The sequence below is a fragment of the Burkholderia sp. RF7-non_BP4 genome (assembly GCF_001521935.1).
In the GTDB taxonomy this organism is placed as follows: Bacteria; Pseudomonadota; Gammaproteobacteria; order Burkholderiales; family Burkholderiaceae; genus Burkholderia; species Burkholderia diffusa.
In genome coordinates this window covers 51,727-63,998 of the sequence record NZ_LOTA01000091.1, presented here as the reverse complement: position 1 = coordinate 63,998, position 12,272 = coordinate 51,727, and the positions used below count along the sequence as shown (strand labels likewise).

Annotated in this window: 12 protein-coding genes; all 12 read right to left on the bottom strand. The window is 69.1% G+C overall.

What is annotated here, in order from left to right:
* Positions 1–20: 20 nt before the first annotated feature.
* The 12 genes from ugpQ to WS49_RS28940 all read right to left on the bottom strand — a co-directional run bounded on the left by ugpQ (position 21) and on the right by WS49_RS28940 (position 12,165).
* On the bottom strand, positions 21–785 hold the full coding sequence (ugpQ, locus tag WS49_RS28995) for a glycerophosphodiester phosphodiesterase (RefSeq protein WP_059535608.1): 765 nt from the start codon (positions 783–785) through the stop codon (positions 21–23).
* Between the two features lie 28 nt (positions 786–813).
* On the bottom strand, positions 814–1,899 hold the full coding sequence (locus tag WS49_RS28990) for a sn-glycerol-3-phosphate import ATP-binding protein UgpC (protein WP_059535606.1): 1,086 nt from the start codon (positions 1,897–1,899) through the stop codon (positions 814–816).
* Between the two features lie 32 nt (positions 1,900–1,931).
* Positions 1,932–2,777 (bottom strand): sn-glycerol-3-phosphate ABC transporter permease UgpE, encoded by an 846-nt coding sequence (ugpE, locus tag WS49_RS28985; protein WP_059535604.1) that lies wholly within the window; start codon positions 2,775–2,777, stop codon positions 1,932–1,934.
* The gene (ugpA, locus tag WS49_RS28980; RefSeq protein WP_059535674.1) at positions 2,774–3,658 is read right to left on the bottom strand and encodes a sn-glycerol-3-phosphate ABC transporter permease UgpA; all 885 of its coding nucleotides are present in this window, start codon (positions 3,656–3,658) and stop codon (positions 2,774–2,776) included. The genes ugpE and ugpA overlap by 4 nt, the downstream gene beginning before the upstream one ends.
* A gap of 99 nt (positions 3,659–3,757) precedes the next feature.
* Entirely contained in the window at positions 3,758–5,092 is a 1,335-nt protein-coding gene (gene ugpB / locus WS49_RS28975; RefSeq protein WP_059535603.1) for a sn-glycerol-3-phosphate ABC transporter substrate-binding protein UgpB, read from the bottom strand.
* A gap of 90 nt (positions 5,093–5,182) precedes the next feature.
* Entirely contained in the window at positions 5,183–6,391 is a 1,209-nt protein-coding gene (locus WS49_RS28970) for a deoxyguanosinetriphosphate triphosphohydrolase (RefSeq protein ID WP_059535601.1), read from the bottom strand.
* A gap of 41 nt (positions 6,392–6,432) precedes the next feature.
* On the bottom strand, positions 6,433–7,512 hold the full coding sequence (gene aroB, locus WS49_RS28965; protein ID WP_059535599.1) for a 3-dehydroquinate synthase: 1,080 nt from the start codon (positions 7,510–7,512) through the stop codon (positions 6,433–6,435).
* Positions 7,509–8,063: a shikimate kinase AroK gene (gene aroK / locus WS49_RS28960; protein WP_059535597.1), complete on the bottom strand. Its 555-nt coding sequence runs from the start codon at positions 8,061–8,063 to the stop codon at positions 7,509–7,511. Before aroK ends, aroB begins: the two co-directional genes overlap by 4 nt.
* Before the next feature lie 40 nt (positions 8,064–8,103).
* Positions 8,104–9,747, bottom strand: coding sequence for a type IV pilus secretin PilQ (gene pilQ / locus WS49_RS28955; protein ID WP_059535595.1), 1,644 nt, complete (start codon positions 9,745–9,747; stop codon positions 8,104–8,106).
* Positions 9,744–10,613, bottom strand: a complete 870-nt coding sequence (locus WS49_RS28950) for a hypothetical protein (RefSeq protein WP_059535593.1) — start codon at positions 10,611–10,613, stop codon at positions 9,744–9,746. The genes pilQ and WS49_RS28950 overlap by 4 nt, the downstream gene beginning before the upstream one ends.
* Entirely contained in the window at positions 10,610–11,245 is a 636-nt protein-coding gene (locus WS49_RS28945; RefSeq protein ID WP_179949296.1) for a fimbrial protein, read from the bottom strand. Before WS49_RS28945 ends, WS49_RS28950 begins: the two co-directional genes overlap by 4 nt.
* Positions 11,242–12,165 carry a hypothetical protein gene (locus tag WS49_RS28940; protein WP_059535591.1) on the bottom strand — a complete coding sequence of 308 codons (924 nt, stop codon included), beginning with the start codon at positions 12,163–12,165 and terminating at the stop codon, positions 11,242–11,244. Before WS49_RS28940 ends, WS49_RS28945 begins: the two co-directional genes overlap by 4 nt.
* Between the last annotated feature and the right edge of the window lie 107 nt (positions 12,166–12,272).

Here is a 12,272-nt window from a genome sequence, read left to right as displayed (position 1 = left end):
CCATCGCGCGGGACCGCTCGCTACGTGATGTCGTCCAGTGCATCGGGGCCGATCAGGTCGATGCGGTCCGTGCAGACCGCATCGACGCCCCAGCGCACGAGTTCGCGCGCCCGGGCGAGGTCGTTGACCGTGTAGACCAGGATGCGCAGCCCGGCCGCCTTGATCGCGCGCACGAGCGGTTCGTCGAGCGCCTTGTGGCTCGCATGCAACGATACGCAGCCGAGCGCGCCGACGACCTGCGCGTGCCAGTCGTCCGGCACCGCCTCGTACAGCATCCCGCGCGGCAGCGCCGGTGCGCTTGCGCGCGCCTGTTGCAGCGCGTCGAACGAGAACGACGACAGCAGCGGCGGCACGGCGGCGCCGTGCCAGTACGCGGCCGCATCGGCCGCCACCCGCTGCCCCGTGTCGCGCTCGCGGCCCGGGCACGGCTTGATCTCGACGTTCGCCGCCAGCCCGTGCGCGATGCAGCGCGCCGCCGCCGCCTCGAGCGTCGGCATCCGCTCGCCCGCGAAACGCGCGTCGAACCAGGCGCCGGCGTCGAGCGCGGCCAGCGCCGTGTAGCGCATGCCCGCTGCCGGCCCGCTGCCGTTCGACGTGCGGTCGACCGTGTCGTCGTGCAGCAGGAAGCTCACGTCGTCGGCGGACAGCTTCGCGTCGAACTCGACCATCCGGTGACCGCGCCGCGCGCCTTCGTCGAACGCGGCAAGCGTGTTCTCCGGCGCGAGCGTGCCGCCGCCGCGATGGGCGACGACGCGCGGATAAGGCCAGTCGGAACGGAAAGTCATCGTGCGCCTCTCAGCGGATGCGTCAGGGTCAGCCGGCACGCTTGCCGGTCTCGGGATCGAAGAAGTGCAGCCGATGCGCGGGCAGCGCGGCGGCCAGCGCCGTGCCGCGCGCGGGACGATCCGCGTGCGGCAGGCGCACCGCGACGTCGTGGTTGCCCCAGCGGCCGTGCGCGAGGTTGTCCGCGCCGAGCAGCTCGCACGAGTCGACCGGCAGCGTCGCCTGCGCGACACCCGGCTGCGGCGTCATGTGCTCCGGCCGCACGCCGAGCACCCAGTCGCGCCCCGTGGCGATCGCGGTGCCGATGCCGGGCGCGCCGGCAACCGGCAGCGCCGGGCCGCCGCCCGCGACCGTGAAGGTCGCGCCATCCTCGGACAGCCGGCCATGCATCAGGTTCATCGCCGGCGAGCCGATGAAGCCCGCGACGAACACCGTCGCCGGCTTCTCGTACACGTCGACCGGCGCGCCGATCTGCTCCGCATAGCCGCGGTTCATCACGATCACGCGCTGTGCAAGCGTCATCGCCTCGATCTGGTCGTGCGTCACGTACACGCTCGTCGTCGCGAGCCGCGCATGCAGCCGCTGGATCTCCAGCCGCATCTGCACGCGCAGCTTCGCGTCGAGGTTCGACAGCGGCTCGTCGAACAGGAACACCGACGGCTCGCGCACGATCGCGCGCCCCATCGCCACGCGCTGCCGCTGGCCGCCCGACAGCTCGCGCGGCCGCCGCGCGAGCAGCGGCTCGAGTTCGAGGATCTTCGCGGCCGCGGCCACCCGCGCATCGATCGTCGCGCGCTCGATGCCGCGAATCTTCAGCCCGTAGCCCATGTTCTGCGCGACCGTCATGTGCGGATACAGCGCGTAATTCTGGAACACCATCGCGATGTCGCGATCCTTCGGCTCCAGCGCGTTGACCACGCGCTCGCCGATCGCGATCTCGCCGTCCGTCACCGTCTCGAGCCCCGCGATCATCCGCAGCAGCGTCGACTTGCCGCAGCCCGACGGGCCGACCAGCACGATGAATTCGCCGTCGGCGATCTCCACGTCGATGCCATGCAGCACATGCTGCTTGCCGTCGTAGGATTTCCTGACGCCCTTCAAGCTCAGCGCAGCCATACCTGGTCCTTCTCCCGGTTACCGTCCGTGGTTCATTTCTCGGAATCGACGAGGCCGCGCACGAACCAGCGCTGCATCGCCAGCACGACGACGAGCGGCGGAATCATCGCCAGCAGCGTCGCCGCCATTACGTATTGCCACTCGGTCGCGGCGTCGCCGCTCGCGATCATCGTCTTGATGCCCACCACCGCCGTCGACAGCGACGCCTCCGTCGTGATCAGGATCGGCCACAGATACTGGTTCCAGCCGTAGATGAACGTGATCACGAACAGCGACGCGATGCTCGTCTTCGACAGCGGCAGCACCACGTCCCAGAAAAACCGCAGCGGCCCCGCGCCGTCGATGCGCGCGGCGTCCATCAGCTCGTCGGGCAGCGTCATGAAGAACTGGCGGAACAGGAACGTCGCGGTCGCCGACGCGATCAGCGGCAGCGAAAGCCCCGCGTACGTGTTCGTCAGGTGCAGCGTCGACACGACCTGCACGGTCGGGAAGATCCGCACCTCGACCGGCAGCATCAGCGTGATGAAGATCAGCCAGAACGCGGTGTTGCGAAACGGAAAGCGGAAATAGACGATCGCGTACGCGGACAGGATCGACACCGCGATCTTGCCGACCGCGATCCCGAGCGCCATCACGAAGCTGTTGACGAGCAGCCGGCCGAACGGCGCCGTCGTGCCGCCGCTGCCGTGCCCCCAGATGTAAGCGATGTTCTCCAGCAGGTGCGTGCTCGGCACCAGCGACAGCGGGATCGTGAACACTTCCTGCGCGTTCATGGTCGCCGCGCAGAACGCGACGTACACCGGGAACACGATCAGCACGACGCCCGCAATCAACACCGCGTGGCAGAACAGGTCGAAGCCCTTGCGATTTTCGATCATGCGTATTGCACCCTGCGTTCGACGAAGCGGAACTGGATCACCGTCAGGCCGACGACGATGATCATCAGCACGACCGACTGCGCGCCCGAACTGCCGATGTCGAGGCCCTGGAAACCCTCCGTGAAGATCTTGTAGATCAGCGTTTTCGTGCTTTGGGCGGGGCCGCCGGCGGTGGCCGCGTCGATCACCGGGAACGTGTCGAAGAACGCGTAGACGAGATTCACGACCAGCAGGAAGAAGCTCGTCGGCGACAGCAGCGGCAGCACGATGTTGAAGAAGCGCCGCACCGGGCCGGCGCCGTCGATCGCCGCCGCCTCGATCAGCGAGCGCGGGATCGCCTGCAGCCCCGCGTAGAAGAACAGGAAGTTGTAGCTCACCTGCTTCCACACCGACGCGAGCACGACGAGGAACATCGCCTGGCTGCCGTTCAGCGCGTGATTCCACACGATGCCGCCTTTCGCGAGCGCATAGGTGACGAGCCCGATGCTCGGGTTGAACAGGAACGCCCACAGCACGGCCGCGATCGTCGGCGCGACCGCGTACGGCCAGATCAGCAGCGTGCGGTACACGCGCGCGCCGCGGATCACGCGGTCGGCGCACGCGGCGAGCAGCAGCGACACGACGAGCCCGCTGACCGTGACGAGCGAGCTGAACACCAGCGTCGTGCGGAACGAGTCGAGGTACAGCGGATCGGCGAACAGGTGCGTGAAGTTCGCGAAGCCGACGAATTCACTCGACGTGCCGAATGCATCCTGCATCTGCGTCGACTGCCACAGCGCGACGCCGGCCGGCCACAGGAAGAATACGGCGGTGATCGCGAGCTGCGGCGCGATGAGCAGGTACGGCAGCAGGCTCGCGCCGAAACGGGAACGGGATTGCATCGCGGGCATCCGGTCAGGCGAAACGGGAAAGGAACCGCGCCGCCGGCCGCCCGCTCGCATATGCGATGCGGCGGCCGGCGGCACGAGCGCGATGCGGGATCAGCCGCCCGACTTCTCGAAGCGGCGCAGCAGCTCGTCGCCGCGCGAGGCCGCGGAATCGAGCGCGTCCTTCGGCGACTTCTTCTGCGCCCAGACCTGCTCCAGTTCCTCGTCGACGACCGTGCGGATCTGCGGCATGTTGCCGAGACGCAGCCCCTTCGTGTAAGGCAGCGGCGGCTTGTTCATCATCTGCTTGATCGCGGTTTCCGCGCTCGGGTTCTTCGCATAGAAGCCCTGCTGGCGCGTGAGGTCGTACGCGGCCGTCGTGACCGGCAGGTAGCCCGTTTCCTGGTGCCACTTCGCGGCGGTCGGCGGCGAGGCCAGGAACGCGAGGAATTTCGCGACGCCCTTGTAGGTCGCCGGATCCTTGCCGGCCAGCACCCACAGGCTCGCGCCGCCGATGATCGCGTTCTGCGGCGCGCCCTTCACGTTCGCGTCGTACGGCATCATGCCGGTGCCGTAGCTGAACTTCGCGAACTTCTGCACGTTCGCGAGCGCGCCCGACGACGTCGTCAGGATCCCGCAGTCGCCGCTGTAGAACTTCGCGGACGCTTCGTCCTTGCGGCCCGCATACGTGAACGTGCCGTCCTTCTGCATCTGCTGCAGGAACGCGATGTGCGCGATCTGCTGCGGCTTGTTGAATTCGAGCGCCGCATCGGTGCCGTCGAAGCCGTTGTTGCGGCTCGCGAACGGCAGCGCATGCCACGCGCTGTAGTTCTCGAGCTGGATCCAGCCTTGCCAGCCGGTCGTGAAGCCGCACGTCATCCCGGACTTGCGCAGCTTCTCCGCGGCGGCCTGCACGTCGGCCCACGTCTTCGGCGGCTGGTTCGGATCGAGCCCGGCCTTCTTGAACGCATCCTTGTTGTAGTACAGCACCGGCGTCGAGCTGTTGAACGGCATCGACACGAGATGGCCCGTCTTCGCATCGCTGTAGTAGCTCGCGATGGTCGGCACGAACGCCTTTTCGTCGAGCGGCACGCCGGCCTGCTTGAACACGTCGTACACCGGCACGACGGCCTTCTTCGCCTGCATCATCGTCGCGGTGCCGACTTCGTAGACCTGGAGGATCGCCGGCGCGTTGCCGCTGCGATAGGCGGCGATGCCCGCCGCGAGTGCCTGGTCGTAAGTGCCCTTGAAGACCGGCACGATCTTGTAGTCGCTCTGCGATGCGTTGAACTGCGTGGCGAGTTCATTCACGCGCTCGCCCAGCGCCGACTCCATCGCATGCCAGAACTGGATCTCCGTCACGGCGAACGCCGCATGCTGCACACCGAACATCAACGCGCCGCCCAGCGCGATCGAGCGAATCATGGTCCCCGCGGGCTTCTTCTTCATCGACCTCTCTCCTGTGAAAACGTTACCAACAGCGTGTGCAACATTCCCGTCGCCATTGAACCGGCGAAGTCTAGTGATCGTTTGTGACAGTCAGTTGTCGTTGACGACGAACAGGCGCTGATATTCCTTCAGCGCGAAGCGGTCGGTCATGCCGGCGATGTAGTGCGCGACGAGGCGCGGCTGGTGCGCGTCGTCGTCCGACTGGTAAGGCGGCGGCAGCAGGCGCGGATCGTCGATGAACGCGTCGAACAGCCCGGTGACGACGCGCTGCGCCTTGTTCGCCATGCGCATCACCTTGTAGTGGCGATACAGGTTCTTGAACAGGAAACGCTTGAGGGCGGCCGCCTGCGCGGCGATCGCCTCGCTGTGCGCGACGAGCTGCGGCGCGTCGCGCACGTCGTCGAGCGACGCGGGCGCGACGCGCGCGAGATTGCGCGTGGTCTCGTCGATCAGGTCGACGATCAGCGTGTTGATGATGCGGCGCACCGTCTCGTGGACGAGGCGGCGGCCTTCCAGATGCGGGAATTCGGCGAGCGCGGCGTCGTAGTGGCGTTGCCACAGCTCGACTTCGGCGAGCTGCTCGATCGTGATCAGGCCGGAGCGCAGGCCGTCGTCGACGTCGTGGTTGTTGTACGCGATTTCGTCCGCGATGTTCGCGAGCTGCGCTTCCAGCGACGGCTGGCGGCCTTGCAGAAAGCGCTCGCCGAGCGCGCCGAGCTTGCGCGCGTTCTCGCGCGAGCAGTGCTTGAGGATGCCTTCGCGCGTCTCGAAGCACAGGTTCAGGCCGTTGAACGCGCCGTAATGCTCCTCGAGTTCATCGACCACGGCCAGGCTCTGCAGGTTGTGCTCGAAGCCGCCGTGCTCGCGCATGCACGCGTTCAGCGCATCCTGCCCGGCATGGCCGAACGGCGTATGCCCGAGATCGTGCGCGAGCGAGATCGCTTCGACGAGATCCTCGTTGAGCCGCAGGTTGCGCGCGACCGAACGCGCGATCTGCGCGACTTCGAGGCTGTGCGTGAGGCGGGTGCGGAACAGGTCGCCTTCGTGATTAACGAAGACCTGCGTCTTGTATTCGAGCCGGCGGAACGCGGTGGAATGAACGATGCGGTCGCGGTCGCGCTGGAATTCGGTGCGCGCCGCCGGCGGGGTTTCGTGATGGCGGCGGCCGCGCGACTGCGACGCATGGGCGGCATACGGAGCGAGATGGGCTTCCAGCGCCGCCAGCGTCGGCGGCTCGGCCAGCGCCGCGACGGATGCGCGGCCGGCTTTGGACGGTTTGCTGCTGGATGTCTCGCTCACGTCTCCTCCATGTCAGGGGCGCCGGGGCATCCGGGGCGCCGTTACCGGGTCGTCTGCGCCAGCGTGGCGAACACGGCTTCGTCGGGCGCCTGGGTGATCAGCGTATCGCCGAATCGCTTCAGCAGGATGAACTTGATCGCACCGGCTTCGGCCTTCTTGTCGACGCGCATCAGGTCCATATAGCGCGCATCGCCGAGCGCCGGCCCGCGGACCGGCAGGTGCGCGGCGGCGATCACCGCATCGAGCCGCTGCCGCGACGCTTCGTCGAGGAGGCCGAGCCGCACCGACAGGTCGCCCGCCATCACCATCCCGCAGCCGACCGCTTCGCCGTGCAGCCACTCGCCGTAGCCGAGCCCGGCCTCGATCGCATGGCCGAAGGTATGGCCGAAATTCAGGATCGCGCGCAGCCCGCCTTCGCGTTCGTCGGCCGCGACCACGCTCGCCTTGATCTCGCACGAGCGCTTCACCGCGTGCGCGAGCGCGGCGGGCTCGCGGCGGTTCAGCGCATCGACGTTCGCCTCGATCCAGTCGAAGAATGCCGCATCGGCGATCGCGCCCGTCTTGATGACCTCGGCCACGCCGGCCGCCAGCTCGCGATCGGGCAGCGTGGTCAGCGCGCCGATATCGGCGATCACGGCCTGCGGCTGATAGAACGCGCCGATCATGTTCTTGCCGAGCGGGTGGTTGATGCCCGTCTTGCCGCCGACCGACGAATCGACCTGCGACAGCAGCGTCGTCGGCACCTGGATGAACGGCACGCCGCGCATGTAGCACGCGGCGGCGAAGCCGGTCATGTCGCCGATCACGCCGCCGCCGAGTGCGACGAGCGTCGTCTTGCGGTCGGCGCGCTCGGTCAGCAGGCCGTCGAAGATCAGGTTCAGCGTTTCCCAGTTCTTGTAGGCTTCGCCGTCCGGCAGCACGACCGTCGAGACGCGCTTGCCGAGCGGCGCGAGCGCCGCGCGCAGCGCGTCGCCGTAGAGCGGATCGACCGTCGTGTTCGTGACGATCGTGACCGACGAACCGGCGATGTGAGGAGCGAACAGCTCGGTGCGGCCGATCAGGCCGGCACCAATGTGAATCGGGTAGGCGCGGTCGCCCAGATCGACGTTGACGGTAATCATGCTTGTAGCGGCTTGGCGACGACGCCTGCCAGTTCGAGTTGCATCAGCACCATGTTGACGAGGCCGTTGACCGACGGACGGCCGGTCTCGATGATGAAGTCCGCGCATTCGCGGTACAGCGGGTCGCGGACTTCGTAGAGCGCTTCGAGACGCGCCTTCGGATCGTCGGTCTGCAACAGCGGGCGGTTCTTGTCCTTGCGCGTGCGCAGCCACAGATCGTGCGGATTGGCGCGCAGATAGATGACGATGCCGTTGGCTTTCAGGCAATCGCGATTTTCGGGGCGCAGCACCGCGCCGCCGCCCGTCGCGAGCACGATGTTCTCGCGCTGCGTCAGATCGGCGATCACCTGCGATTCGCGATCGCGAAACCCGGCCTCGCCCTCCATCTCGAAGATCACCGGAATGCGCGCACCCGTGCGGGCCTCGATTTCGTGGTCGGAGTCGAAGAACGTCCTGTCGAGCCGGCGCGCGACCGCACGGCCCACGGTGGTCTTACCCGCTCCCATAAGGCCGACGAAAAATACGTTTGCGTGTGGGTCCCGCGCTTGCAACGGCTTCCTCTGCTTGAATCTTGCTGGTGTGTGGCGCAGCTTACTGGCAAAGCGGCTGCCTTGTCGAGCCTGCGCCACCGGCTTCCGGCCCCGTTTTTTCTGCATCCGCGTCGCCCGCGGCGACCGTTTCGCAACGCGCGCCGACGACCGTCGGCGTGATGAAGACGACCAGTTCGTTGCGCTGGTCGCGCCGCGCGCGGTGCCGGAAAAGCGCGCCCAGAACCGGTATTTTGCCCAAGAGCGGCACCCGCGTCACATCGTCCCGGTTCAACTGCTCGTAAATCCCGCCGATGGCGACCGTTCCGCCGTCCTCGACCTCGACGCGCGTCTGGACGTGCTTCGTATGAATCGCCGGGCCGGCCGCCGTCGGCTCGCCGATGCTGTCCTTCGTCACGTCCAGGTCGAGCACGACGCGCCCGTCGGGCGTGATCTGCGGCTCGACCTCGAGCTTCAGCGTCGCGCGGCGGAACTGCACGCCGCTCACGCCGTTGCCGACTTTCGCCTGGTACGGCAGCTCCGAGCCCTGTTCGACGATCGCCTTCACGCGGTCGGCCGTCACCACGCGCGGGCTCGAAACGATCTGGCCCCGGCCCTGCGCCTCGAGCGCGCTCAATTCGACGTCGAGCACGCGGCTGAGCGGCGCGGCGAACAATGTGAAGCCGGCCGTCGCCGCCTCGAAGCCGCCGAGCGGTCGCGCGGCCAGGTCGAGCGCGTTGCGTGTGTCCGTCACGGTCGCCGCCCCGTCTGCAGCGGGAGCCCGCCCCTGGGCGCGCAGCGCGACGCGCGCGCCGAGGTTGCGCGAGAACCCCTGCTCGCCCTCGACGATGCGCGCCTCGATCCGGACCTGTCGGGACGGCCGGTCGATCGCGTCGATCAGGCCCGCGATCTGCTCGATGCGCGGCGCCAGATCGGTGACGAACAACAAGTTCATGCGCGGATCGGCCGCCGCGGCGCCGCGCTTCGACAGCAGGCGCTGGCCGGTCGCCCCGGCCAGCAACCGCTGCACGTCCTGCGCACGCGGGTAATGCAGCACGAAGGTTCGGCTCGCGAGCGGCTCCAGCTCGGCCGCGCGTGCGTGCGTTTCGAAGCGCTCGCGCTCCCGCGCGGCGACTTCGGCCGCCGGCGTGACCCAGATCACGTTGCCGCGCCGGGACATCGCCAGCCCGTGCGTGTCGAGCAACGTATCGAACGCATCGCGCCAGCGGACATTGTTCAGACGTAATGTCACGGTGCCGCGAACCTGCTCGCCGACGACGATGTTCAGCCCGGTGAATCGCGCGAGCGCGTCGAATGCGGCCGCGAGGCCGGCGCCCTGCAGATTCAGCGAGATTCGCCGCGCGTCGTCCGCATCGCCGGGGTGCCGCGCCGCGGCGTCGCTCATGCGCGTCGGCGGAGGCAATGGAATCGGCTGCCCTTCCAGTTGGGGCGCGGGTGCCGGAGTGTTCGCCTGAAGCGCTGCGCGCGCCGCCTGGTCGAACGGCAGTGGACCATCGTGCGCGGGCGCGTTACCGCTCACGCCGTCCAGGCCGTCGGGCATGCCCTGCGGCAGCGGCGTGTCCTCGGCATACGCCCGTATCGCCCCGATCGGCCAGCCGGCCGGCGGCAAAGGCGATCGCGCCGCGTCCACGGCGGCCACGCTCGATCCAGCCCAGAATGCGATCACCCACCATCCGTACTTCGTCATGAATGACCTCCGTCGTCCACGACGAGCCGGCGTGCGCCATTGGCCGTCGCGACCGTCACGGCACCGGTATCGACGCTCACCACACGCGACACCCCGAACGCCTCGCCCGGCGCAACGGTCGCGAATGCGCCATCGCCGGCGTCGAACAGCGCAAGCCCGGTGCGTCCGTCGCGAATGGTGCCGGCCAGGCGCGGCGTCATATCGTCAGCCACCGTCGGCGAACCGGCTCCGCCGAATGGATCGTCGCTCCGCGCGCCGGCAAGCACCGCCTTCGCGCCGTCCGGAACCCGGGCCCCCGACAGCGCCGGAAACACGTCGATCGTCATGTCCACCCGCGACGCGGGCGGTTTGCTCTCGATATGCAGCCCGGACGGCACCACCAGCACCGGGAAACTCGCCAGCCCGCCCATCAGGCGCAGCAGCGCCGGAAAACCGCCTTCCGCGACGATCCGCATCGTGCGCCGGCCATCCGGCGCCGCATCGTCAGTACGCCGCGGTTCGATCGACACCACCCTCAGTCCGCTTTCTCGGACCACGTCGGCCAGCTCCAGCATCAGCGCGGGCCACCCCCGCGCAGGCGGCGAGCTGGCGTCGCGCGCGGCAGCCGGGCCCATATCGCGCCGCGGCGCGGCGGCCGCGAGCAGCCGTTGTGCGTCGGCGGCCCGTATCTGCGCCGTTGCCAGCAATGCACGGCTGCGTGCGAGTCCGCTTCCATCGACGGCATTCATCAGATAAACGCCCACGCCCATCACGAACGCGAATGCGAGCGCGCAACCAACGGCGTGCACGGCGGCCGGCGACATCCGCGTCACGCGGCCAAGCCACTCGACGCCGTCAGGCATGGACTGATGCACGATCGCCGTCATGCGCCGCCTCCCGTTGCCGTCTGTCGCGGCGGCGCGTCGTGCCAGCGCACCTGCACGGAGAAACGGAACGGCACGGCCGAACCCGCGACCGGCGTGGCCGAAGCCGGTGTCAGCGCACCGATGTCGAAGCGCCAGTCGCGCTGCTCGGCCGCGATGCGTGCGAGCCATCGCGCAGCCGTCCGGTAACTCGTCGCACGCGCGTCGAGCTCGGCACCGGACGATGTCGTACGCAATGCGTCGAGCTGAACCGTGTCGTCGCGCACCTGCGCCAGCGTCGCCAGCAGTCCGGCAACGCGCCGATACGGCGCGGCAAGCACGGCCGCTCGCGCATCGCGTTGCGCGAGATCGGCTGCCGCGCCGGCGGTGCGCCGTGCGGCATCGACGTGCGGCTGCAATTGCCGTAGCCGCGCCTCCACTCGCGTGCGCTCGGCATCCACGCGCCATCGCCACGCTGTCGCCACCCCTGCCCAGAGACCGGCCCCGAGTGCGCCGAGCACGATCGCCGCCCCGCATTGCGCGGCACGGCGGCGCCGCAGCGCCTGCGCCAGCCGCTCACGGTACGGCAGCAAATTGAAGCCCCCGAGCGCGGCATGGCCGGCGGCAGCCCGCCCGAACCCCATATCGGCCATCATTCCCACACCCCGCGCAGCGCCAGCCCGACCGCGAGGGCAAACGCCGGACCGCCCGGCGCGCCGGCGGGTACGCCCGGCAGACCGTCCCATCCGGTGCAGTCGAACGGCACCACGGCCGCCCCGAGCGCATCGCCGATATCGGCGGCCGACGTGCCGCAGCGGGCGATGCAGCGCTCGTCGCCGGCCACGAGCACGCAGCGCACCGGCTCGAACTCGCACTGGCGCAATGCGTCCGGCAACGCCGCCCGCACGTCGCCGGACAGCGCGAGCACCGGTGCGGCGATCGCACCGTCAATCCGCCAGCCGCGCACGCCCGTGTCGTTGAACCAGAATGCGGCATACGGGCCGTGCGCGTCGGGCTCGAACTGCGCGGCATAGCGCAACGCGCGCAGCGCGGCAGCCGACTCGCCGTCGACGGCCGTCAGATCGATGCCGGCCTGCGCGGCCACGTCGATCCGCCGCTCGAGCAATGCCTGCGGCGCCACGGCGACCGCAATCTCGCCCCGGCACGCGTCGTCGTCCTGCCGCCAGTCGAACGCGAGGTCGTCAGGTGCCAGCCCCGAGATGCGCTCGGCCGCCTGCCGGGCGGCGTCCGCGATGTCGTCGCGCCCGGCCAGATCGAGCGTCGCGGTCTGCATCTCGTCATCGCGCAGCGCCATCACGCCGCGCGCGTCGCAACGCACGCCCGCCGCCGACAGCCGCGACACCGCCGCCGCCAACGCACGTGCGACCGCAGCCCAGCGCGCGTCCTCCGGCCCGCCCGCCAGTCCGACCGGCTCCCGCTCGAGTCCTTCGACCCGCACGTCCGCAGCCCGGCCGCGCCGGCTCAGCACGGCCACCCTCACCTCTTCCGCCCCGACGTCGATGCCCGTCGAGCGGTGCCTGCCCGGCGCGAACCGCGCCGCCCATCGTCCTGCCATCCCAGCCTCCCGCGATCGTCGCGGCCCACGCCGCGTTTCCGAGGCCTGATTCTGCAAAGCGGCGCGCGCGCCAGACAGTCGGCCGAACGGCCAGTCGTGGCACGGAG